This is a genomic window from Trinickia sp. LjRoot230 (genome assembly GCF_964253315.1).
Lineage (GTDB): Bacteria > Pseudomonadota > Gammaproteobacteria > Burkholderiales > Burkholderiaceae > Trinickia.
Genome location: NZ_CAXUQX020000001.1, coordinates 265,386 through 289,640, shown reverse-complemented (window position 1 = coordinate 289,640; position 24,255 = coordinate 265,386). Strand labels below are relative to the sequence as shown.

The 24,255-nt window shown below is 62.6% G+C and carries 18 protein-coding genes; 12 read left to right on the top strand and 6 right to left on the bottom strand.

Annotated features, from left to right (window positions below):
- Positions 1–50 precede the first annotated feature (50 nt).
- Positions 51–3,659 (top strand): indolepyruvate ferredoxin oxidoreductase family protein, encoded by a 3,609-nt coding sequence (locus tag ACSQ20_RS01290; protein ID WP_436016712.1) that lies wholly within the window; start codon positions 51–53, stop codon positions 3,657–3,659.
- 98 nt (positions 3,660–3,757) lie between these two features.
- On the opposite strand, the gene ACSQ20_RS01285 is transcribed toward ACSQ20_RS01290, so the two are convergent.
- Positions 3,758–6,028, bottom strand: a complete 2,271-nt coding sequence (locus tag ACSQ20_RS01285) for an NADP-dependent malic enzyme (protein WP_436016710.1) — start codon at positions 6,026–6,028, stop codon at positions 3,758–3,760.
- A 250-nt stretch (positions 6,029–6,278) separates the two neighbouring features.
- Here ACSQ20_RS01285 and ACSQ20_RS01280 point away from each other — a divergent pair, with 250 nt between their 5' ends.
- Complete coding sequence (locus tag ACSQ20_RS01280; protein WP_436016708.1) at positions 6,279–6,965, top strand: orotate phosphoribosyltransferase; 687 nt, start codon at positions 6,279–6,281, stop codon at positions 6,963–6,965.
- A 93-nt stretch (positions 6,966–7,058) separates the two neighbouring features.
- On the opposite strand, the gene ACSQ20_RS01275 is transcribed toward ACSQ20_RS01280, so the two are convergent.
- Entirely contained in the window at positions 7,059–7,703 is a 645-nt protein-coding gene (locus ACSQ20_RS01275; RefSeq protein WP_436022840.1) for a LuxR C-terminal-related transcriptional regulator, read from the bottom strand.
- Positions 7,704–7,987: 284 nt separating this feature from the next.
- On the opposite strand from ACSQ20_RS01275, the gene ACSQ20_RS01270 reads away from it, so the two are divergent.
- The 5 genes from ACSQ20_RS01270 to ACSQ20_RS01250 all read left to right on the top strand — a co-directional run bounded on the left by ACSQ20_RS01270 (position 7,988) and on the right by ACSQ20_RS01250 (position 13,734).
- Positions 7,988–8,566, top strand: coding sequence for a YbhB/YbcL family Raf kinase inhibitor-like protein (locus ACSQ20_RS01270; RefSeq protein WP_436022838.1), 579 nt, complete (start codon positions 7,988–7,990; stop codon positions 8,564–8,566).
- A gap of 163 nt (positions 8,567–8,729) precedes the next feature.
- Positions 8,730–9,680, top strand: coding sequence for an N-acetyl-gamma-glutamyl-phosphate reductase (gene argC / locus ACSQ20_RS01265; protein WP_436016706.1), 951 nt, complete (start codon positions 8,730–8,732; stop codon positions 9,678–9,680).
- A gap of 420 nt (positions 9,681–10,100) precedes the next feature.
- Complete coding sequence (locus tag ACSQ20_RS01260; protein ID WP_436016704.1) at positions 10,101–11,465, top strand: DUF2957 domain-containing protein; 1,365 nt, start codon at positions 10,101–10,103, stop codon at positions 11,463–11,465.
- A gap of 119 nt (positions 11,466–11,584) precedes the next feature.
- The gene (locus tag ACSQ20_RS01255; RefSeq protein WP_436016702.1) at positions 11,585–12,805 is read left to right on the top strand and encodes a DUF2957 domain-containing protein; all 1,221 of its coding nucleotides are present in this window, start codon (positions 11,585–11,587) and stop codon (positions 12,803–12,805) included.
- A 95-nt stretch (positions 12,806–12,900) separates the two neighbouring features.
- Complete coding sequence (locus ACSQ20_RS01250; RefSeq protein ID WP_436016700.1) at positions 12,901–13,734, top strand: OmpW/AlkL family protein; 834 nt, start codon at positions 12,901–12,903, stop codon at positions 13,732–13,734.
- A 332-nt stretch (positions 13,735–14,066) separates the two neighbouring features.
- Here the strand turns inward: ACSQ20_RS01250 and ACSQ20_RS01245 are convergent, their stop codons facing one another.
- On the bottom strand, positions 14,067–15,080 hold the full coding sequence (locus tag ACSQ20_RS01245) for a LysR family transcriptional regulator (protein WP_436016698.1): 1,014 nt from the start codon (positions 15,078–15,080) through the stop codon (positions 14,067–14,069).
- Positions 15,081–15,222: 142 nt separating this feature from the next.
- Here ACSQ20_RS01245 and ACSQ20_RS01240 point away from each other — a divergent pair, with 142 nt between their 5' ends.
- A complete protein-coding gene (locus tag ACSQ20_RS01240; RefSeq protein WP_436016696.1) occupies positions 15,223–16,512 on the top strand; it encodes an MFS transporter in 1,290 nt (429 codons plus the stop codon).
- A gap of 47 nt (positions 16,513–16,559) precedes the next feature.
- On the opposite strand, the gene ACSQ20_RS01235 is transcribed toward ACSQ20_RS01240, so the two are convergent.
- Both ACSQ20_RS01235 and ACSQ20_RS01230 read right to left on the bottom strand, forming a co-directional pair.
- On the bottom strand, positions 16,560–17,216 hold the full coding sequence (locus tag ACSQ20_RS01235; RefSeq protein WP_436016694.1) for a LysE family translocator: 657 nt from the start codon (positions 17,214–17,216) through the stop codon (positions 16,560–16,562).
- Positions 17,217–17,364: 148 nt separating this feature from the next.
- Positions 17,365–18,234, bottom strand: coding sequence for an NAD(P)-dependent oxidoreductase (locus ACSQ20_RS01230; RefSeq protein WP_436016692.1), 870 nt, complete (start codon positions 18,232–18,234; stop codon positions 17,365–17,367).
- Positions 18,235–18,356: 122 nt separating this feature from the next.
- Between ACSQ20_RS01230 and ACSQ20_RS01225 the strand changes: the two genes are divergently transcribed.
- The 4 genes from ACSQ20_RS01225 to ACSQ20_RS01210 all read left to right on the top strand — a co-directional run bounded on the left by ACSQ20_RS01225 (position 18,357) and on the right by ACSQ20_RS01210 (position 23,217).
- Entirely contained in the window at positions 18,357–19,124 is a 768-nt protein-coding gene (locus tag ACSQ20_RS01225) for a Mut7-C RNAse domain-containing protein (protein WP_436016690.1), read from the top strand.
- Positions 19,125–19,611: 487 nt separating this feature from the next.
- Complete coding sequence (locus ACSQ20_RS01220) at positions 19,612–21,279, top strand: Nramp family divalent metal transporter (protein WP_436016688.1); 1,668 nt, start codon at positions 19,612–19,614, stop codon at positions 21,277–21,279.
- Between the two features lie 193 nt (positions 21,280–21,472).
- Entirely contained in the window at positions 21,473–22,105 is a 633-nt protein-coding gene (locus tag ACSQ20_RS01215) for a DUF1007 family protein (protein ID WP_436016686.1), read from the top strand.
- On the top strand, positions 22,099–23,217 hold the full coding sequence (locus ACSQ20_RS01210) for a nickel/cobalt transporter (protein WP_436016684.1): 1,119 nt from the start codon (positions 22,099–22,101) through the stop codon (positions 23,215–23,217). The genes ACSQ20_RS01215 and ACSQ20_RS01210 overlap by 7 nt, the downstream gene beginning before the upstream one ends.
- 7 nt (positions 23,218–23,224) lie before the next feature.
- Here ACSQ20_RS01210 and ACSQ20_RS01205 read toward each other — a convergent pair whose 3' ends face one another.
- Positions 23,225–24,250, bottom strand: a complete 1,026-nt coding sequence (locus tag ACSQ20_RS01205; RefSeq protein WP_436022836.1) for a class I fructose-bisphosphate aldolase — start codon at positions 24,248–24,250, stop codon at positions 23,225–23,227.
- Between the last annotated feature and the right edge of the window lie 5 nt (positions 24,251–24,255).

The window sequence follows — 24,255 nt, the reverse complement described above, 5'->3', positions numbered from 1 at the left end:
ATGCCGACGACGTTTTCGCAATCCCAAACAGGGTTGGAGGAGTCCACATAATGAATGCCCCGCTAGACGCTGGTCAGCGAGCGTCGCTCGAAGCCGCGTTGTCTTCCGTCACGCTCGACGACAAATACACACTCGAACGCGGCCGCGCTTATATGAGCGGTATCCAGGCGCTCGTCAGACTGCCGATGCTGCAGCAGGCGCGCGATCAGGCCGCCGGGCTCAACACCGCCGGATTCGTGTCCGGCTACCGCGGCTCCCCGCTCGGCGGGCTCGACATCGCACTCTGGAAGGCCAAGCAGCACTTGGCGAGCCATCGCATCGTCTTTCAGCCCGGCGTGAATGAAGACCTTGCTGCCACCGCCGTGTGGGGCTCGCAGCAAGTCAACTTGTATCCGAGCGCGAAGTACGACGGCGTCTTTTCGATGTGGTACGGCAAAGGCCCCGGCGTGGACCGCTCGGCCGACGTGCTCAAGCACGCCAATTCGGCAGGTTCCTCGCGGCACGGCGGCGTGCTCGTGCTGGCCGGCGATGATCACGCGTGCAAATCGTCGACGCTCGCGCATCAGTCCGAGCACATCTTCAAAGCATGTGGCTTGCCGGTGCTCTTTCCGTCGAACGTTCAGGAGTATCTCGACTTCGGCCTGCATGGTTGGGCCATGAGCCGCTATTCGGGCTTGTGGGTTGCCATGAAATGCGTGACGGATGTGGTCGAATCTTCATCGTCCGTCGACATCGATCCGCAGCGCACGCAGATCGTCCTGCCCACCGATTTCGCGCTCCCGGAAGGCGGTCTCAATATTCGCTGGCCCGACCCGCCGCTCGTGCAAGAAGCGCGGCTGCTCGATTACAAATGGTATGCGGCGCTCGCCTATGTGCGGGCGAACAAACTTGATCGTGTCGAGATCGACTCGCCGCAAGCGCGCTTTGGCATCATCACCGGCGGCAAAGCGTATCTCGATGTGCGCCAGGCCCTCGTTGATCTCGGCCTCGATGACGAGACCTGCTCGCGCATCGGCATTCGCCTTTACAAGGTCGGCTGCGTGTGGCCGCTCGAAGCGCAAGGTGCCCATGCGTTCGCACGCGGGCTGCAGGAGATTCTCGTCGTCGAGGAAAAGCGGCAGATTCTCGAGTATGCGATCAAGGAAGAACTTTATAACTGGCCCGATGGGCAGCGTCCGCGCGTATTCGGCAAGTTCGACGAGAAAGACGGCGCGGGCGGCGAATGGTCCGTGCCGATGGGCAACTGGCTGCTGCCCGCGCATTACGAGCTCTCACCCGCGTTGATCGCCAAAGCGATCGCGACGCGTCTCGAGAAATTCGACCTGCCGGCCGACGTGCGTGCGCGCATTGGCGCCCGCCTGGCCGTCATCGATGCCAAGGAAACAGCGCTCGCCAAGCCGCGCGTTGCGATCGAACGCAAGCCGTGGTTCTGCTCGGGCTGTCCGCACAACACATCGACAAACGTGCCGGAAGGTTCGCGCGCGATGGCCGGCATCGGCTGTCACTACATGACGGTGTGGATGGATCGCAATACCAGCACCTTCAGTCAGATGGGCGGTGAAGGAGTGGCGTGGACGGGCCAGGCGCCCTTCACGAACGACAAACATGTATTCGCCAATCTGGGCGACGGCACCTACTTTCACTCTGGATTGCTTGCGATTCGCGCAGCGATCGCGGCGAAGGTCAATATCACCTACAAGATTCTTTACAACGACGCCGTCGCGATGACGGGCGGTCAGCCCGTTGATGGCGTGCTTACCGTGCCACAGATCACGCATCAGCTCGCAGCAGAAGGCGCGGCGAAAATCGTGATCGTCACCGATGAGCCGAACAAGTACGACGTCAATGGCACGGCGCTGCTCGCCCCTGGCGTGACGATCCATCACCGCGACACGCTCGACGCCGTGCAGCGCGAATTGCGCGAGATCGCGGGCACGTCCATCCTCATCTACGACCAGACCTGCGCCACCGAAAAGCGGCGGCGTCGCAAGAAGGGGCAATTTCCCGACCCGGCGCGACGCGTCGTGATCAACGAAGCGGTATGCGAAGGCTGCGGCGACTGCTCGGTGCAGTCGAACTGTCTGTCGGTCGAGCCGCTCGAGACCGAGTTCGGCACCAAACGGCAAATCAATCAGTCAAGCTGCAACAAAGACTTTTCGTGCCTCAAGGGGTTCTGTCCGAGCTTCGTGACCGTCGAAGGCGGGCAACTGCGCAAGCCAAAGGCGCGCGGCGCAGACGCGGGCGAGTTGCCCGCCGTGCCTGAGCCAACGCTGCCCGAAATCGGCCGCCCGTATGGCGTGCTCGTGACGGGCGTGGGCGGCACGGGGGTCGTGACGATCGGCGCGCTGATCGGCATGGCCGCGCATCTCGAGCAAAAAGGCGTGACCGTGCTCGATGTGACCGGGCTCGCGCAAAAGGGCGGCGCGGTCATGAGCCACGTGCAGATTGCCAACACGCCAGACGACATCCACGCTACGCGCATCGCAATGGGCGAAGCGGAACTCGTCATTGGTTGCGACGCCATCGTGACCGCGAGCGACGAATGCACGTCGCGCATGCAGCACGGCCACACGCGTGTCGTGGTAAATAGCGCGAAGACACCGACGGCCGAGTTCATCAAGAATCCGAACTGGACGTTCCCCGGGTCGAGCACCGAGAACGATGTGCGCGCCGCGGCCGGCGACGCCGTCGATTTCGTCGATGCAAACCGCTTTGCGGTGGCGCTGCTTGGCGACGCGATCTACACGAACCCGTTCGTGCTCGGTTATGCCTGGCAACATGGCTGGCTGCCGCTCTCGCACCGGTCGCTCGTGCGCGCGATCGAGCTCAACGGTGTGCAGGTCGAAAAAAATATCGCGGCATTCGAATGGGGCCGTCGTACCGCTCACGATCCGGCCAGTGTGCTGGACGCTGTGAAACCGGCGGCCGAGCGCGAGGCTTCCGGTGCAACGAGTACGACCGGTGCAACCGTCATCTCACTGCACACGAAGAAGGCAGTCGATGCGCTCGTCGCCAAACGCGTTGCGTACTTGAGCGCTTATCAGAACGCGGCGTATGCGCAGCGTTATCGATCAGTTGTCGACACGGTGCGGGAAGCCGAGCGTAAGCTCGACGGCGACGGCCTGGGCGAGCCGCTGACCGAAGCCGTGGCGCGCAACCTTCACAAACTGATGGCCTACAAGGACGAATACGAGGTCGCGCGGCTGCAGACGGACCCTGCGTTCCTCACCAAGCTGCAAACCCAATTCGAGGGTGACTGGAAGTTGAATTTCCATCTGGCGCCGCCGCTGCTCGCTAAGCACGATGCGAACGGCCATTTGATCAAAAAGCAATTCGGCCCGTGGATGTTGCCCGCGTTCAGGCTGCTCGCGAAGCTCAAGTTCCTGCGCGGCACGGCGCTGGACCCGTTCGGCAAGACCGAGGAGCGTCGTACCGAACGTGCGCTGATCGGCGAATACGAGGCGCTTGTGCGTGAACTGATCGGCTCGCTCTCGGCCGACAAGCTGCCGCTTGCGATCGAGCTTGCCGAGCTGCCCGACGGCATTCGCGGCTATGGGCATGTGAAGGAAAACAATCTGCGCGCGGTGCGCAAGAAGTGGGACGCGCTGCTCGCGCGCTGGCGCGCGCCGGGCGGCGGAGTAGCGCAGCAAGTGGCGTAGGACCGGGAAAGATCGGGGGCGGCAAGAGCAATGCCGCCCCTCGCCCGAACTTGCTTAGCAGCCCTAACGAATATGAATCGGACTCCTAAGCATCAGCATCACTCAACGCGCACGTTGGCCGCAGCCACCGCCGTCATGTTGATGATGCGCCGCACCGTCGCCGCAGGCGTCAGGATATGCACGGGCTTGGCCGCGCCGAGCAGGAACGGGCCCACCGTTACCCCTTCCCCACCGACCATCTTCAGCAGGTTATAGGCGATGTTCGCCGCCTCGACATTGGGCATCAGCAGCAGATTGGCCTCGCCCGTGAGCGTCGTACGAGGGAATGCCTGCTTGCGGATCATCTCCGAAAGCGCCGCATCACCGTGCATTTCGCCGTCCATCTCGAGGGCCGGCGCGCGCGCGGCAATCAGCTTGCGCGCGGCCGCCATGCGCTGCGACGATGCAGACGGCGTGCTGCCGAAGTTCGAGTTCGATAGCAGGGCAGCCTTCGGCACCATGCCGAAACGCTCGATCTCGCGCGCGGCCAACACGGCCATATCCGCCAACTGCTCGGCGCTCGGCACCTCATTGACATAGGTGTCGCAAATAAAAAGATTGCGCCCCGGCAACATCAGCAGGTTCATTGCCGCATAGTGCTCGGCTCGCGCCGCGCGGCCCAGCACCTGATCGATGAATTTCAAATGGCTGTGATACGTGTCGATCAGCCCGCAAATCATGCCGTCGGCCTCGCCCAAGCGCACGAGGATTGCGCCGATCAGCGTATTGAACTTGCGCATCGCCGCTTTCGCCACTTCGGGTGTGACGCCCTCGCGCGCGCCGATATCGTGATAAGCCTGCCAGCATTGCTGATAGCGCGGATCGTCTTCCGGGTTCACCAGCTCGAAGTCGACACCGGACCTGAGCTTCGAGCCGATCTTTTTCAACCGCATGTCGACGACGGCAGGACGCCCGATGATGATCGGCTTCGCGATTTTCTCGGTCAGCACGAATTGAGCCGCGCGCAATACACGTTCGTCTTCGCCTTCCGCAAATACGATGCGCGCTGCGTTCGACTTGGCGGCGGCAAACACCGGCCGCATGACCATGCCCGTGTGATAAACCGTTGCGCCGAGTTGCTCGCGGTAAGCGTCCATGTCCTGAATCGGACGCGTTGCGACGCCCGAATCCATCGCGGCTTGCGCGACAGCTGGCGCGATCTTCATGATCAAGCGCGGATCGAACGGCTTCGGAATCAGGTACTCGGGACCGAATTCGAGCGAATGCCCTTCGTAGGCCTTGGCCACCTCGTCGCCCTGATCCGTTTCCTCGGCCAACGCGGCGATGGCGCGCACGCAGGCAAGTTTCATCTCCTCCGTGATCGTCGTGGCGCCCACGTCGAGTGCGCCACGGAAGATGAACGGAAAGCACAGGACGTTGTTGACCTGATTCGGATAATCCGAGCGACCTGTCGCAATGATCGCGTCGGGCCGCACGGCTTTCGCGTCTTCAGGGCGAATCTCGGGCTCGGGGTTCGCCAGCGCGAGAATCAGCGGCGTGGCGGCCATCTTCTTGACCATCTCCGGCTTGAGTACGCCGGCGCTCGAGCAACCTAGGAACACGTCGGCCCCGTCGATCGCGTCGGCCAGCGTGCGCGCCTCGGTCTTGGCGGCGTAACCGGCCTTCGACGGATCGAGATTGCCACGGCCTTCGTATATGACGCCTTTCGAATCGGCCACGAGGATGTTTTCCTTCGAGAGGCCAAGATTCACGAGCAAATCGAGACACGCAATGGCGGCGGCACCCGCGCCCGAGCAGACGAGTTTGACGCGCGCGAGATCCTTGCCGACCACTTTCAACCCGTTCAGGATGGCGGCCGATGCAATGATGGCCGTACCGTGCTGGTCATCGTGGAAGACCGGAATCTTCATGCGCTCGCGCAGCTTGCGCTCGATATAGAAGCACTCGGGCGCCTTGATGTCCTCGAGATTGATGCCGCCGAGGGTCGGCTCGAGCATCGCGATGGCCTCGACGAGCTTGTCCGGGTCCGATTCGGCGAGCTCGATATCGAAGACGTCGATGCCAGCGAACTTCTTGAAAAGACAGGCCTTGCCTTCCATGACCGGCTTCGCCGCGAGCGGGCCGATATTGCCGAGGCCAAGCACCGCGGTACCGTTCGTCACGACGCCCACGAGGTTGCCGCGCGACGTGTATTTTTGCGCGTCGAGCGGATCGGCATGGATCGCTTCGCACGCGGCGGCCACGCCCGGCGAATAGGCAAGCGACAAATCGAGTTGGTTCGACAATGGTTTGGTCGGCGTAACCGAGATCTTGCCGGGCCGCGGATTCTGGTGATACGAGAGGGCGCTTTGCTTCAGTTGTTCGTCCATGTTTTGACCTGCGAGACGTTATGAATTCGGCCCGCGCTCGCACCACAATCCGTGCCACGTCGATCGAAAAAGCGTGACGGTTGCGGCCCCAAGCGGGCGGCAGCGACAGCGCTGGAGCATTTTGCGGGGGGCTGCTAGTGTACACCCCTCGCTTGCGCCTCCGGCGGGCAGCGGCAACTCGGGTAAAATATGCGCCTTGCGCGCGTCGCGCGTGCGCCCGCCTTCGGCCCCAACCTCCAAGGATTTGCCCATGACAGGCAACGATTGCCAAACGATCTCCGACGCCACCGCCAAGATGCTGCTCGAAGTGCAGGCCGTGCACTTCAACGCGGAGAATCCCTTTATTTTCACGTCGGGTTGGGCGAGCCCCGTTTATATCGACTGCCGCAAGCTGATTTCCTACCCGCGCGTACGCCGCGGCTTGATGGAGATGGCCGAGGCGACGATTTTGCGCGATGTCGGATATGAGCAGATCGATGCGGTGGCGGGCGGTGAAACGGCCGGCATTCCATTTGCCGCCTGGCTCGCCGACCGGCTGATGCTGCCGATGCAATATGTGCGCAAAAAGCCGAAGGGTTTTGGCCGCAATGCGCAGATCGAAGGCTTGCTCGAAGAAGGCTCGCGCGTGCTGCTCGTCGAAGATCTGACGACGGACAGCCGCAGCAAGATCAACTTCATCAACGCGCTGCGCACGGCCGGCGCGCGCGTGAATCATTGCTTCGTGCTGTTTCACTACAACATCTTCAAGGAAAGCGTGTCCGTGCTCAAAGACATCGATGTCGATCTGCACGCGCTCGCGACCTGGTGGGACGTGCTGCGTGTCGCGAAGGGGTCCGGCTACTTCGAAGCCAACACGCTCGACGAAGTGGAAAAATTTTTGCACGCCCCGGCCGAATGGTCCGCCGCGCACGGCGGCGCCACGGCGGCTCCGCAATAAATCGATAAGTTCGACGCTCGACTACAAGCCGCTCGCCCCAAAACGAGCGGCTTTTTTTCGCTCCGACACCACACTGAACAACGCATTTCGCCGTCAATCCGCCGAGGCGGAAGACAGGTTGATCAGCCCCGCGCTATGCGCATACTGGAACAATTCCGAATCGCGTTCGAGGCCAAGCTTGCGCAACGCGGAGATCTTGTGCGAACTGACGGTCTTGATGCTGCGATTGAGCCGATCGGCGATTTCCTTCACCGTCATGCCCGATGCGAAGTGCCGCACGACCTCGATCTCGCGCGGCGAAAGCGCCGCCGGTTCGCGCCGGCCGCTGGTCAAGCGCCACGCATCGAGCGTCGCGCGCACCGACGGCCCGGCGTAAGGCCGGCGACGCATGACGTGGCGCACGGCAAGGCCGATGTGCGTCAAGTCGTCCGACTTGCTGACGATACCGATGACACCAAGCGCGTCCAGTCGCCGGATCAGCGCGGGGTTCTCGAGCATCGTCAGCACCACGAGTGCGAGTGCCGGGAAATGCCGCCGAACGTAGCCAATCAGCGGCAAACCGTCGCCGTGCCGGCCGCCGGGCATCGCCAGGTCGGTCACGAGCACGTCGCACGGCATGCTTGTCAGCACGTTGACGAGTTCGGTGGATTGCCGCGCCTCGGCAACCACTTCGATATCTTCAAACTGCGCAAGGGCATGCCGCGCGCCGAGCAAAATGACAGGGTGATCGTCCGCCATCACGACGCGGATTCGCCGAACGGGCGCGGCGGCGCTTGGGAGCGCCGAGGAGGATGGGTCCGACGACTTGTTCATGCCAACCAGGGCTCTCATGTCTCTTTATTGGGAACGCGCGGGCGCGGGAGCGAGAAAGCCAATGTTAGACTCGATTCCAGCGCCCGATGTCGGTTCGGGCCATTAATCGGCGCAATGCGCTTGACGTTGCGGTGGCGGTTGCCGCACCGCACTTCCCGGGGGAGAACTGGCTCATGCCCAAGCCGTGCTCGGTCGTCGCATCGGTAGGGTTGCCGTTTCGCGGGCGGCGTGCCGCCGCATGGGTAGCAATTGCTACGCTTGGCATCGGGCTCGGCCCCGCTGCAAGCCCGTCGGCACTGTCCGAACCGTCCTTCACGCTCGCCAGCACCGATTTGCAGCAGGGCAAGCCCATCGACCAGGCCTTCGTCTACGACAAAAACGGCTGCGGCGGCAAGAACCGTTCGCCGCAGTTGCAATGGCGCGACGCGCCGGCCGCTACCAAAGCGTTCGCCGTGACGATGTTCGATCTCGATGCGCCGGCGCCCGGCTGGTGGCATTGGGCCATCGCCGTCATTCCGGCGACCGTTCGTTCATTACCGACCAACGCGAGCGCATCGGGCTTCTTGTCCGGTATCCATGCCATCGAAGCCCGCAACGATTACGACAGCAACGGCTACGGCGGCCCGTGCCCGCCGCCGGGCAAGCCGCATCGCTACGTCATCACGGTCTATGCGCTCGGCACCACCGATCTGCGCCTCGCCGCGGGGCGCCCGGCGATCATGTTCGACCATGAAATCGGCGCGGCTTCGCTCGGCAAGGCAAGCATCACGGTGATCTACGGCCGCTGAGGGCGCTAAAGACATGTCGGATCCAACGCCGCAGCGGGCGCGCGGCAACGGTGGGCTCGCCACGCTTTGCCCCAGGTTCGCGCCAAAGCCGTAAAATCACGGTTTTGGCGCCCCTTTCGCGGCGTCCAGCCAATTGAATTGTCGTGAAACCAGCGAGAAAGAGATGAGCACGAAAGTTTTTGTCGACGGACAGGAAGGCACCACTGGCCTCAAGATTCACGAATACCTGTCGCGACGTGCCGATGTCGAAGTCCTGCGGATCGACGAGACCAAACGCAAGGACGTCGACGAGCGGCGCCGGCTCATCAATGCGTCCGATGTCACGTTCCTGTGTCTGCCCGACGCCGCCTCGCGCGAATCGGCAAGCCTCGTCGATAACGACAACACCGTCATCATCGATGCCAGCACGGCATTTCGCACGCACGCGGATTGGGCATACGGTCTGCCCGAACTCACGCGCGCGCAGCGCGAGCGCATCCGCGATGCGAAGCGAATCGCCGTGCCCGGCTGTCACGCGTCCGCATTCGTCCTTGCGATGCGTCCGCTCGTCGAGGCGGGCGTGGTGGCATCGGCGTTTGCAGCACATTGCTATTCGATCACCGGTTATAGCGGCGGCGGCAAGAAGATGATTGCCGACTACGAGGCCAATCCGCCCGCCGCGCGGCTCGCGAGCCCGCGACCCTATGCGCTCGGGCTCAGCCACAAGCATCTTCCCGAGATGGCCGCGCATAGCGGGCTCGATTCGGCGCCGGTATTTACGCCGATCGTCGGCAACTTCTACAAGGGCCTCGCTGTCACGACCTACTTTTCGCCCCAGCACCTCGGGAAGCGCGTGACGCCTCGCGACGTGCAAGCACTGTTCGCCGAGTACTACGCGGGCGAGCAATTCGTGCATGTGGCGGCGTTCGATGCCGACGAGAACCTCGACGCCGGTTTCTTCGACGTCCAAGCCAACAACGAGACGAATCGTGTCGATCTGTGTGTCTTCGGCAACGAGCAGCAGTTTGTCACGGTGGCGCGGCTCGACAATCTCGGCAAGGGTGCGTCTGGTGCTGCAATTCAATGTATGAATCTCGCGATCGGCGCGCCGGAAGATTGCGGCCTTATTGGCTAGTCGGGATAGCTCGACCATCTAATTTTTCGTCCGTTCAATTAAGCCGGCTTTGCAAGCCGGCTTTTTTATTTGGGCGGCGCAGCAATTAGAAAGCGCATCGTCAGATATTCGCCGAATTAGTTAATTTTGTAACCAATCATTGCTGTTGTTGCTTCTTTAAAATAACTCCAAATAACGCCCCGAGTCATCATTCTTCATACTTGGCGCGCCTCCCAGCTATCCCATTGCGACGTTTTCCACCATCAATCGCTCTTGCGCTTGAAACGAGCATTTCGTTTTAATGTGCCTGTTTAGCCACGGCAATGCTGGTTACCTGTCTTCCGCGTCGTTTGAATTATATTTTTTAGACACCTTTATCAATTGACATTGAAAAAATGCAAAGCCACATTACGCGGCATAACGAGATTAGGGAGACACGGCATGCCATCCGCCATTACAACGGGCTTGTTACTGACGCTCGCCAGTGCCCCATTGCTTGTCGCCTGCGGAGGCAGCAATAGCAACGGCACGGCAGCCGCAAGCGCCCCGCAATGCTCAGGGGCGAGCTGCGGTGTGCAAGGCGCACCCGTTTCGACGCCTATCGCACCGCTTTGCCCATCGGCGAGCGAGATCGCCCAGAACACCTATCTCGGCGGCACCGGCAGCGGGGAAATCGTCAGCCTCGCCATCGATCCGAACGCGATGACTTACACGCTCAAGTGGCTCGAGTCGCCGATACCGCTCACGACCGGACAGGTCACGCCGACGCGAGCAGGCACCACCATCACCGGCCAGGTCACGCACCGCGCAGACTTGCCGAGCGCGGAACAAAACCGCTGTGCATTCGTCCTGCAGCCCGGCAGCGGCACGGCGAGCAACGGGTCCGCATATTCGACGAACGGCACGTTCAACGCGAATAACCCGCCGACGATCTTCATCGGCTACGGCGTAGCGGGCGGTGGCATCCCCGGCGCACAAGTGCAGTACGCCGGCATACTTGGACTCTTTGCCGTACCCGACCGGAAGTTCGACTTCTATCCGTTCATCGGCTTTTCGGCGATCGACACGAGCCTCGCCGATCTGCACGGCACCTACAACGCGCTCGTCTATCACATCCAGCCTTCGGACACGTACCAGGCGGCCGGGACCAGCGCGACAGAAACGTTCGATGCCAGCGGCAACTGCACCGCGAGCAGCGGCAGTTGCACGACTACCGGGGGTACATGGGCCGCGAGCAGTAGCGGCAGCTATTTCACGAGCAACAATCCGCCGCGCATCGTCGGCGGCGCCACGCTCGGCAGTAGCAGCGCGCACGCGAACATGGTGCTCGGCAAATTCAACGGCGCCATTGTGCCGATTGTCGTGCGCACGGGCTATGCCAACCCCGGCACGCTGAGCGTGGACGACGAGTCCGGCATTGCAATGCTCGCCGCGGCGGGCACACTCGCCTCCGGTTCGATCGACGGCGGATATATCGGTGCGGACTCGAACTTCAAGTACACGGCAACCATCATCAGCGGCAGCGCCGGCAAGTTCGTCGATCCGCCCACCAGTACGGCCGAGAGCACATTCACGCTCGGCTACCCAGCGTCAAACCAAGGGCTGCTCGGCGTGCAGGACAGCCAGGGCAACGCCGGCTATGCAATTGCGACAGGGTTTTCGCCTACTACCACGACGGGCGGCCTTTACGCCATCTTGCTGCAAGGCACGGAAAACGGCGGCATCACGGCGTCGTCGGCTATCACCGGGCAAACGACCAGTTCGACACCTTACTTCGGCATCGGAGCCTTCGTCGGCGCGCGCTGACGAGGTACCCGGCATCGACGAAGTGAGTCCGCCAAATTAGTTAGTACAACGAAATGAAGAGGCGGCCGACAGGGAGCCGGCCGCCCGATAACGATAAATGAAGCCAATGGAGGAACAACATGAGTCGGAAAGCCCTTTTTGTGTTCGCCGTGGCCGCGCTCGCACTCACGGCATGTGGCGGTGGCGGCGGCAACTCGCCCAGCCCGGTGGTCGAACGGCTGTGCCCCGCTTCGCTCGATTACGGCACGGTCTACACGGGTGGCGCTGGTGACGGCGAACTCGTCAAGATGCAGATCGACACAACCCACATGACCTGGCGTGTCAGCTTTGTGGAGTCTCCCGTTCCGCAGACGACTGGAACCGCCACACCCACGCGCGCCGGCACCACGCAAGAGGGCACCCTGACGCAGGAAACGCAGCTTCCGACGGCTAAACAAAACCAGTGCACCTACTATCTCAACGGCGCAAGCCTCGACCCGAAACGACCCGCCCGCATCTTCGTCGGCGAAGGCGTAATGGGCGGCACGATTCCCGGCAAAGAGCTGCAGTACAACGGGATGGCCGGCGTAGGTGCCATTGCCGATACCACGTTCCCCTACTATCCGTTCATCGGCTTTACCTCGCTGGAAACGAACCTCGCCAACGTGGCCGGCACGTACAACCAGCTCGGCTATCACGAGGTGCCATCACAAAATTTCCTGCCCGTCGCCGTGGACGCGTCACTGACGATCAACGCCAACGGCACGTGGAGCGAATGCGACAACACCGGCGTCAACGCCGGCAAGTGCCAGCAGCCAGGAACCAACTGGGTGCCCGCGCCCGACGGCAGCGGTGCGTTCGAAACGGATAACTTCCAGGGACAAGCCAAGGCGACGCTGGCAACAACACCGCAGGCGAAAGGCTTCATGATCGTCGGCAAGCTGCGCAGCCAACTCGTGCCGATCCTGATTCGCACGGGCTATGCCAATCCAACCTTGCTCGTTGCCGATGACGAATCGGGCATCTCGATCCTTTCACCTCGCGCCGCCGTGGCGGTGCAATCGCAAAACGGCCAATACATCGGCGTGGATAGCGCCTTCGACTACCGCGCGGCGGCAATCGAAGGAACGCAGGCCACGCTGCTCGATCCGTATCAGCCCTCGCAAGCCTCGCTTGCGACCGCGCTCGATCTGAACTTTACGCAGACCGTGCCGGGCATCGTCACATCAACGAAGGTCGGTCAGTCCGCGGCCAGCGGCAAACTGATTTTCACAGGTGGCGTGTTCGGCTACCTCGACCAATCGAATGCGTCGTCACCGTACTTCACGATCAATGCATTCGTGCAGCAGCCGACGCAATAGCGCATCCGCCGCGCCCCGTCGCTGGCACGAACATGCGAGCACGCCAAGGCGCGGCAAATAACAAACGAAGACAGGCGGGACAGGGAGAGTCAACGATGAACAAGATCTACGTAGCGGCATACGCCGCGCTGGCGATGGCCATTTCAGGCGCAGCACGCGCGCAAAAAGCCGGCGACAACGTCGTGGCACTCGGCTGGTTTCACATCATGCCGCAGGACTCGAGTACGCCGCTCACGACGTATGTCTCACCGCAACCGATCAATACGCCGCTGAGGTTGCCTAACTCGTTCACGTCGTCGGGCTCGGGGTTGTCGACGAATAATGCCAATACGGCCGGGCTCGTCATCAGCCATTTCTTCACCGACCATATCGCGCTCACGACGGTGGCCGGCGTGCCGCCCACCTTCAAGATGTATGGGCGCGGCAAGATCGTGCCGCCCGGACCTTCCTCCGCGTTCGGCACACTCAACCTCGATGACCCTTCGAACGAACCCAACGTCCAAAGCGTGCGCCAATGGAGCCCGGCCGTGCTGCTGCAGTACTACTTCGCGTCGGCGACCGCGCGCTTTCGGCCGTTTGCCGGCGTTGGCGTGTCGTACAACTGGTTCACCAACATCCAGCTCAATCCGAATTTCGTCAGCGCAACGCAGAACAATCTCGGGGCCGTGCTCGCAGCGGGCGCGAACAAGCCCGGCCCCACACGTGTCGAGGCGAAGGCGTCGTCCTCGTGGGCGCCCGTTTTCAACGTCGGTGGCGCGTACAGCATCTCCAAACACTGGGGCGTCACCGCTTCGCTCACGTATATCCCGCTCAAAACGAAGTCGACGGTGACCGTCAAAGCGGCCGACGGCTCGGTCCTCGGCAGGACGGAGGGCGAATTGACGGCAGACCCGCTCATCACGTTCCTCGCGCTCTCGTACAAGTTTTGATTTTGAGCGCACGCACCACGTGACGAGAGCTTGACCCGATGTCAATCGGCGGTTGCCGCACTATCGGGCGCAATCGGCTCGACGGCGGCGCGATAAAAAACAAAAGGGAATGTAACGAAAATCGAGAGGGCAAAAAAAAGCCCGCTTGGTAGCGGGCTGAATCCATATCAGAGGAGACATGGAGGAGACAGTTCCAACTTTAGCAAACCGCTTGGTGCGTTGCAACACACGTGCACATCGGGACAAAATTCGTTGTTCCGACACAACGGCCACGTCAATGTCATCCAGAGCAGAAAATTCAACTGGTCGGCGCTCGCCGAAGCCGCACGCCTCTACTTGGTACGTTTGCGGGCTCTCGGCGCGGTAGCGGTCTTGATAGGGATCTCAGCCGATTCATCGGGTGCCCGACCCGCCGCAGCAAGAACCTCGAGCAGCGCAACCTGCAACAGCGCCACGGGACGCATGAGCCGCCCCGGCAGCGTGCCATGGATCAGCCAGACGCCAAGCCCGCCTTCGAAGTCGCTCACCGTCACGGGCTGCAATGCGTCGCGGTAAGGGCTTCGCGCCAGCACATCCGGCGTCACGATGCCGAGCCCTACGCCACGCGCCACCAGCGAAAGCTGGAGATCCGCGCCGAATGCCTCCACGGCCACATCAAACGGCAAACCGGCCGCGCGCAGCGCACGGCTCACAGTCGAGCGCATGCCGCATCCGTCCTGGTTCAGAACCCACGCGTACCCGGCCAAATCGGCCAGCGTCAAGCGCGGAGCGCCGCTGCGCCTGCGCGTATTGTTCCGGTTGCGCTCGCCGCCTTGCAAATCAAGCGAACGGGAAGCCACGATCAGCGTCGGCTGCTCAGCCAGCAGCGTGGCCGTCAACGCACTCGGCATCGCGAACGACGCGGGCATCATCACAACGGCCGCATCAATTTCCGCCCCCAGCGTACGTTCGACCAAGGCGGGCGACCACGCCGCCGTCACGCGCAAGCTCAGCTTCGGGAACGCGCCGCGCAGCCGGTCGATCGGCCGTTCGAGCGCAAGCTCCGAAAGAAACGGCGGCACGCCGATTCGCAACTCGCCTACAGGTTCGCTGGCCGGTGCGGCAACGGCCAACAGGTCGTCGACCGAGCGCAGGACGGCGCGGGCAAAGGCATAAGCTTCGCGGCCCGCGTGGGTCGGTTTGACGGGCTTGCTCTGCCGATCGAGCAACGGCACGCCGAGCGCAGTCTCAAGATTCTGGATGCGCCGCGTGAGCCCCGGCTGCGTCACATGCAGCTGTGACGCAGCTCGCACCATCGAACCTTGATCGACCACCGCCACGAAGGCTTGCAAATCTCGCGTGTTCAAAACAACCCCGCATAATCAATATCAACATATTTCAATTGTCGCATGTAATCCGCCGGCCTAGGATGGCTGTTCATTGGTTCGCGAGCTCGCGAGCTCGCTAGCTCGTTAGCGTTCGTCACACCTTCAAACGGAAATCCTCTCTATGAATCGGCCAGCCAACCCCGCAGAGCCTGCCTGCCTTTACGGCAAGCGCCCGTCGGTGCCGGCACACGCGGGCGCAGATGAGCACCATCAACTCACGGCGCCGCTTACCGTGCTTTTTGCAGCCGCGACCGGCGCCATTGTCTTGAATCTATTCGCCGCGCAGCCGCTCACGGGCCCGATCGCCCGCGCCCTCGCCTTGCCCGCCGGTCTGACCGGCGCGATCGCGATGCTGCCGCAGCTCGGCTACGCACTCGGCCTCGTTCTGCTCGTGCCGCTGACCGACCTCTTCGAAAACCGCCGGCTCGTGGTCCGTACGTTGATCGTCTGCGCGGTGCTCCTTGCCGTGGCGATGCTGACCCGCTCAGGCGCCGTCTTTCTGACCGCGATCTTTCTGGCTGGCGCGAGTTCGAGCGTGATCCAGATGCTTGTCCCAATGGCCGCGTCCATGGCCTCGGAGGCACGCCGCGGCCGCGCCGTCGGCAACGTCATGAGCGGACTCATGCTGGGCATTCTGTTGTCGCGTCCGCTGGCCAGTGTCATCGCCGGCTTGATCGGCTGGCGCGCGTTCTACGGTGTGGCAGCCGCGGCAGATGCGCTCATTGCACTGGTACTGGCTACGCAGTTGCCCCGGCGCATTCCCGTCGCGACGACGCGCTACCCGGCACTGCTGCGCTCGCTCGCGACGCTTTTGCGCACCGAGCGCGTCTTGCAGCGTTGCGCGCTGTCCGCCGCGCTTGGGATGGGCGCATTCAGCGCGTTCTGGACAGCGATCGGACTGCGGCTCGCACACGGGCCGTTCAATCTGAGCTTCTACGAGATCGGCGCATTTGCGCTCGCCGGCGCAGCTGGCGTGGTGGCGACCCCGCTTGCCGGCTATGCGGGGGACCGCGGTGCGGCGCGCGCGGCGCGGCGCGTGGGGCACGTGAGTATGCTGGCAGCGCTGATTGCAAGCGGCATTGTTGGCGCGGGCTGGTTCGGGTTTGAGCCGAGCAGCCACCGGATCGCGGCGCTCGTGATTCTCGTTGTGGGCGCAGCCACACTGGATGCCGGCGTTGTCACCGACCAAACGCTGGGCCGGCGTGCGATCAACCTGTTGAATCCCGCCGCCCGCGGCAGGCTCAACGGCCTTTTTGTCGGCATTTTCTTCGTGGGCGGAGCGCTGGGCGCGTCACTCGCGGGGGCGGCCTGGGCGTGGCTGGGATGGAGCGGCGTATGTGCGGTCGGGCTCGCGTTTGCCGGCGCAGCGTTTTTGCTTGGACTGGCGCCGGGCGCCGACCGTCAAGACTGAAGACAGAAACGAAGGGGCGCACGCGACAGACCGTGCGCCCCTGCTCGTCAGTGTCGGACGAGCGCCATCATGGCCCCGAAGCCGACGAACACGCCGCCCGTCAGGCGATTGAACGCGCGGGCCACGCGCTCGCTGCGAAGCGCGCTGCCGATGCGCACGCCAAAGGCCGCATAAACGAGGTACCAACTCACTTCGATGACGGCGAATGTGGCTAGCAGGACACCAAATTGCGGCAAGGTGGGCTTCGCGGCGTCGATGAACTGCGGCAGCAGCGCGGCCGCGAACAAAATCGCCTTCGGATTGCTGCTCGCCACGAAAAAGCCATTGCGATAAAGGGCGATCGCGGAACGCTGGGGTGTCGCGCCCGTGCCGGATTCGACGGCATCGGACGCGCCAGGTGCGCCGCCGGTCTGCACGTGCGCCGCAGACCGCCATGACTTGACGCCCAGATAGACGAGATAGGCCGCGCCGATCAACCGCAGCGCGTCGAACATGGTTGGCCACGCCCGCAAGAACACGCCGAGCCCCGCAGCGGAGATCGCGAGCATCAGAACGAGCGCCGAAAGGCAACCGGCCATCGTGGCACTCGCGCGACGCAGGTTGTGTTGGGCGCTATGCGTCATGACGAGCAACATGTTCGGCCCCGGAATGGCGGAGATGACGAAAACCGTGGCTACGAACAGCCACCAGGTATGCAGGCTCATGGGCAAGCGGCTCCTTTTGCTCGTTGGGCGACGATGACGAAACGACGATTATGCGTCGCAGACCATCGTTGCGCCCGGCACAGTTGACCACGCTAATCACCGGCACAGCGCAACAGCGCAGCCGTGCTCCCCTCTCCCCGCTCGGCGCTCAACGCCCAGCGCGGCGTGCGGCCACTTCACCCAGCACCGCGAAATCATATTCGCCCTCGCCATGGGCGATCGCATCGAGCAAGCTGTCGCGCACGACGCTGCCGATCGGCAGCGGTGTCGCGCAAGCTTCGGCGGCCGCAAGCGTCAGATTCACATCCTTAAGGCCGAGGCGCGCTTTGAACTGCGCCGGCTCATAGCTGCGTTGCGCAATGAGCTTGCCGTAACCGGAATAAACCGGCCCCGGAAATACGCTGGAGGTAATCACATCCAGAAAATCCGTCATCGCAACGCCGTGGCCCGCCAGCAGTGCCGACGCTTCGCCGAGCGTTTCGACTGCCGACGCCAGCGTGAAATTGGCCGCGAGCTTCACGATGTTCGCATGTTGCGGCAACGAACCGAGCCGCCATGTCTTCTGACCAATTGCGTCGAAAACCGGTTGTACGCGATCGATCGCCTCAGCCGGCCCCGCCGCGATGATCGTCAGCTTGGCGGCCGCGGCCACGTCTGGACGCCCCATGACGGGCGCGGCAACATAATGAATCCCACGCGCGGCATGTTGGTGCGCGAGCGCCTCGGCGCACGCGACCGATATCGTGGCCATGTTCACGTGCACCAGATCGCGCGGCGCTGCTTCCAACAGGGCCGCATCGAAGATATCGCGCGCAGCCGCATCATCGGCGAGCATCGAAAACACGGCGTCGCCGGCAAAAGCGTGAGCCGCCGTGTCGACGATCTCGGCGCCCAGCGCCGCAAGCGGCTCGGCCCGCTCGCGCGAACGGTTCCACACGCGGACACGATGCCCGGCTTTCAACATATTTTCCGTAATGGCCCGGCCCATGCCGCCGAGGCCGATAAATCCGACGTCCATCAAGTGCTCCTTCCTGTAGTGACAATAGGGCAAGAGTAGATCACGAACGGATGACGTTTGCGCTCGGAAGCGCAGCGGCGCACGCACGCCAGGCATGCCGTGAGGGATGCGATACTTGGGCCATGTTGCCTGTCACCGCCACGTTTCGCTTTTACGAAGAACTGAACGACTTTCTCGCACCGACGCAGCGTCGGCGCGAGTTCAGTTGTGTCTGCGCGCGGGCGGCTACGACGAAGCACATGATCGAAGCGCTCGGCGTGCCGCATACGGAAGTCGAGTTGATCCTGGTGAATGGGGAATCGGTGGGTTTTGGTCATGTTCTGCAAGAAGGTGACCGTGTTGCCGTCTATCCAAAATTCGAAGCGCTCGACGTGACGCCGCTTTTGCGCGTTCGGCCGGAGCCGCTACGCACGATTCGCTTCGTGGCCGACGCCCATTTGGGCGGGCTCGCTCAGCTCTTGCGCCTGGCGGGGTTCGACACGCTTTATGACAACCATTTCGCCGATGACACGGTTCAGGCCCTCGCGACAGCCGACGCGCGAATCGTGCTCACGCGCGATCGCGAACTGCTCAAGCGCCGCACGATCACGCACGGCTGCTACGTGCGCGAGCTCAAACCCGAAGCGCAGTTGCGCGAGCTGTACGACCGGCTTGATCTCGCCGGCAGCACGCACGCCTTTCGCCTTTGTCTTTCCTGTAATGTGCCGCTACGGCAAATCGACAAATCGGAAGTGCATGGCCGCGTACCCGACGGCGTGTTCGAGCGCCAGGCGCGGTTCGTGACCTGCGATGTCTGCAAGCGAATTTTCTGGGAAGGCTCGCATTGGCAGCGCATGCGTGCGCTGATCGATTCGGTCGTCGGCGAACGCCGACGCAACGCGACCCAATAGTGAGGACAACGAACCATTTGTGGCTCGCTGTCGTCTCGACGCAACGCTTAGCCTATGTGCCGAATCGTTTAGGAGTACGAATCAGCAAATCTGACCGCGTCTTTGCGCGAAAACCCGCGCCAGCGCGCAATTTTGGGTTGACCGGCCTCAAAACCGGCAACTAAAATGCTTGTAATTTCACAGATGGGGCAAACGCCTTGGACAGTTGCAGTAGTCGACCTTCGAACGGTTTTTCTACCGATTTTTCTGCCTGAACGGCACGACGCCCCGCGCTGATCCTTCCCATTAGCCGCCGTCCATGCCAGCAGGCAGACGGTGCGCATCGCAGCTTTCTTTCGTAGTCCTAAGTTCGCGCATCGATTCGAATGGCCATCACGTGCCGCGTTGCGTGCGCGTGTGCATTTTCCGCGTCGAGCGGTTCATGCGCGCGCCACGGCGCGTCGCATGAATTCGACTTGTGCCCAGGCATTACCGAAGGAAAACAATCATGTCCACACCCGTACAAGTCTCCTCGGCACGCGGCGCTGTGCTCGACGAAGCGCATGTCGGCGATATCAAAGGCGCCTTCGGAACCATCGCGCACCATGACACGGCGCCGCGGCGCAATTGGATGGCGCGCTTGCGCACGCTGCTCGCCATCCTCGGCCCCGGGCTCATCGTGATGGTCGGCGATAACGATGCGGGCGCCTTCGGCATCTATACGCAAGCCGGCCAGAACTACGGCACCGCGCTGTTGTGGACGCTCGCGCTGTTGGTTCCCGTGCTCTATGTCAACCAGGAAATGGTGCTGCGCCTCGGTGCGGTCACCGGGGTAGGCCATGCCCGTCTGATCTTCGAGCGGTTCGGCAAGTTCTGGGGCGCGTTCAGTGTCATCGACCTCTTTTTGCTCAACGCGCTGACGATCGTCACCGAGTTCATCGGCATTACATTTGCGCTCGACTTTCTCGGCGTCTCGAAGATACTCGGCGTGGGGATGGCAGCCGTCCTGACGATGGCCGCCGTCGGCACGGGAGACTTTCGGCGCTTCGAACGCTTCGCCATCGTGCTTTGCCTGTTGAGCCTGCTGCTCGTGCCCGTGCTGGTGTCGGTGCACCCGCCGCTTCATGTCATCGCGCGCGACTTGACGGTGCCGCGCTGGCCGGCGCATTCGAAGCTCGCCGATGTCATGCTGCTCGTGATCGGCATCATCGGCACGACGGTCGCTCCCTGGCAATTGTTTTTCCAGCAAAGCTACATCATCGACAAGCGCATTACGCCACGCTTCATGAAGTACGAAAAAGTCGACCTGTGGATCGGGATCGCGCTGGTGCTCGTCGGTGCAGTGGCCATGATGGCCTTCGCGGCAGCACTCTTTGCCGGGCGCCCCGAAGCGGGCCAATTCACCGATGCGCGTGGCGTGATCGTTGGGCTGCATCAGTATGTCGGGCGCCTGCCGGCGACGCTTTTCGCCGTCGCGCTGCTCGATGCATCGATCATCGGCGCAGCCGCCGTTTCGCTGTCGACGGCCTATGCGATCGGCGATGTCTTTCGCATTCGCCATTCGCTGCATCGAAGCGTGGCGGACGCGAAGGGCTTTTATCTCGTCTACTTCGCTATCGTCGGGCTCGCTGCGGCGCTCGTATTGATGCCCGGCAGTCCGTTAGGACTCCTGACTGAAGCCGTGCAGACGTTGGCCGGTGTCCTGCTGCCGAGCGCCACCGTGTTTTTGCTCGTGCTGTGCAACGACCGCGCAGTGCTCGGGCCATGGGTCAACTCGAACAGGCTCAACCTGTTTACCGGTGCCGTCATTGCAGGGCTCGTCGTGCTGTCGATCATCTTGACGGCCGCGACGCTCTACCCCGAGATCTCGAGTGAAACGATCGTCGCCATGCTGCTCGCGGGTGTCATTGCATCGGTGCTCGGCTATGGCGCAAGCCGCTTTTTCGCTCGACGCCAGCCCGAGCCAAGCGCCACGCCATCAGGCGAGACAACGATCGGCCCGGTAGCGTCTCCTTGCGCCGAGCCGCGCGAACACTGGCGCATGCCGCCGCTCGATATGCTGCCGCCGCCGCGGCTGACGTTCGCAACGCGCGTGTGGATGGGCGCGCTGCGCGCGTACCTCGTGATCGCCGTCGGTCTCGTCATCGTCAAGGTTGTGCAGATGGCGCTGCACTAGCCACTGGCGCGAAACGCTTCGAAACGTCACGGATACATCCCGTCGCCGTGGCGAAATCGCCTTGTCGCAAGCGCCCAAAAGCAGATGGCTGCGCGCAATCGTTTGCGATTACAGTTCGTCGAAAAATGCTGCTACAGTTGCCGGCACCCTCTTCTTCACGCGCCGATGACCATCGGCGTTCTTCCGGACATCCATGCGAGACCGCGCCACCCGCTCGCTTGCCACGCGCGCCGTGTTTTTGTTCCATGCTGCCGGCGCGGCATGCTGTGCATTCACCGCGATGCCGCTCTTCGCTCATCCCCATGTGTGGGTCACCTACGCGAGCGTCGCACGAATGCAGGGCTCGACACTGAGCGCCGTGCAGGAGAAATGGACGTTCTCCAAGGGCTTTCCGGTGTCGATCGTCGGCGACGTGGCCGCGATGCCGAAATCAGGGCCGCTCGGGCCGAAATACACGCGACTATTCAAAGAGCAAGCGTTCGACTCGCTCAAGGCAGCGGACTACTTCACGCACGTCTTCGTCGACGGCAAGCCCGCACACTTCGGCGAAGCCCGCAATTTCACCGTTGCTGTACTGGACGGACGAATCGTCTACACGTTCGAATTGCCGCTCGCCGATAAGGTAGACATGAAGCTCGCGCCTGTGCAACTGGGCGTGTGGGACGACACGTTCTTCGTCGATTTTCAGGCACCGTCCAACGGCGTGCCGCCCGTCGTCTTTGGTGCGTCTGCGCAGACCACCTGCACCGCGCAATCGTTCGAAGATAAAACGCACGCTATCTTCGGCGGTGCTATTTTTCCGCTGGCCGTCAAGCTCGCATGTTGACCTTTTGGATGCGTCGCCACCTTCGCACTCGGGTGTTCGCGCTCGTATGGCTAGCAATCGTCGCCGTGCAGACCGCCGACGCGCAGACAGTCGATGTTTTCGGGAGGACGTTGTCAGGCGCACCGAGTGCGGCCAATGCACAGGAGCCCATGCCGACGCCGATGCAGCAAAACAGCGCCGAGACGCGCGTCTCGCTATTCGAACCTGTGCGACGCGCGATGGCAGCGAGCGTCGAGTGGCAAAGCCGCCTGAACGCCCGGCTTCAAGACACGCTCGCCGAGCAGCGCAACGGCTCAAGCGCGCTGGCCGCGTGGACGCTCGTATTGCTGTCGTTCGGATACGGCGTTCTGCATGCGCTTGGGCCGGGCCATGGGAAGCTTGCCGTCAGCTCGTACCTGGTGTCGCATCGCGCGCGCGTCGGCCACGCGGTAGTGCTCAGTGTATGGAGCGCGTGTGTGCAAGCCATCTCCGCGATTTGTCTCGTCGGCAGCACCGCGTGGCTCACGCGCGAGGGGCTGGCCGGCGTGCTCACACGCGCGGCGACGCTGAGTCTCGTCAGCTATTTTTCGCTTCTTTGCGTCGGCCTTATCACGCTCTGGTCGATCATCACGCGGCGCGACTGCTGCGGCGAGGGACGCATTGAACTCGTGCCCAAACGCGGCAGGGGATCACATATGGACTTTCAACAAGGCAGCTATCTCGGTGCAAGCATGCTGGCAAACCGGCGCGCGCGACGCGGGACCCGCGCGTACGCGCGATCCGGGAACATTTGGATCGCGCGGCAGATCATGATGACCGGGCTCGCAGTGGGCATGCGGCCCTGTGTTGGCGCCATCTTTGTTCTGATTACCGCGCTCGCCAACGGCATTTTTATGGTCGGCGTATTGTCGGCGTTTGCCATGGCTGCCGGGGTTTCATTGACCGTACTGGCGATTGGCTTGGCGAGCCTTTCCATCAACCGCGCGACGTCCGCGCGCAGCGTAGCGCGCAGACAAGCGCTTGAGACCATTCGCACACGCTTCGCGCTCGCAGGGGCGCTCTTCATCACCCTCTTTGCCGCATGGCAAGTGCTCGCGCTGTTGTCGGGTTGGCAATCGGCTACGCTGATCTGAGGTGCCTTCAACCAACCCGCTCTTCTTTCGCATCGTAGCGAGCAAGTGAAGCAGCCGCATTCAGACGCGCTCGTTTCAAAAGCGCTTGTTGCGCCGCGTGCACGTTGCCCGCTTGACCTCGCCATGTTTCGAGCGGCGGCTCTTGCAACGCGCGCCCATAAGAAAAACTGAGCGGCCAGGGGCGGCGCCCCGTGCGGTTAATTGCATCGAGATGCGCCGTTGCCTCTTCGGGCGTCTGTCCGCCCGACAGAAAAAAGATGCCGGCAACGACAGGCGGCACGGTGCGGCCCAACACGGTGACCGTTTGCGACGCGGCCTGCGTCACACTCGCCTGGTTCGTGTTCGCCTTACCGGCGACGACCATACTCGGCTTGAGCAGCATATGCTCGAATACCACCGCATGGCGATGCAACGCGTGAAAGACTTCGTGCAGCACCGCCTCGGTCACTTCGGCGCATCGCTCGATCGAATGCGCGCCGTCCATCAGCACCTCCGGTTCGACGATCGGCACGATACCCGCCTGCTGACAGATCGCTGCATAGCATGCAAGCCCATCGGCGTTCGCCTCTATGGCAAGGCGACTTGGTAAGGAGTCCGAAACATTGTAGACAGCACGCCACTTCGCAAAGCGGGCGCCCTGAACCTTATAACGTTCGAGGCGTTCGCCGAGCCCATCGAGCCCTTGCGTGATTTCGTCGCCCGGCGCGTGCGCTAGCGCGATTTTTCCCTTGTCGACCTTGATACCCGGCACGATGCCGTGTCGCGCAGCGAGCTGCGGCAACGGCTCGCCGTCATCCGCGCATTGCGCGAGCGTTTCTTCGTACAGGATGACGCCGCTCACGAATTCGCCAAGCCCCGGTGTGCCAAGCAACAGCGCACGCCAGGCACGGCGGTTTTCCTCGGTCGATTCGACGCCGATGCGCTTGAACCGCTTCGCGATCGTGGGGCCGCTTTCATCGGCGGCAAGCAGGCCCTTGCCGTCCTGTACGAGTGCGTCGATCGTGCGCTGCAATTCGCTGCTGGTCGTGTTCATCATCT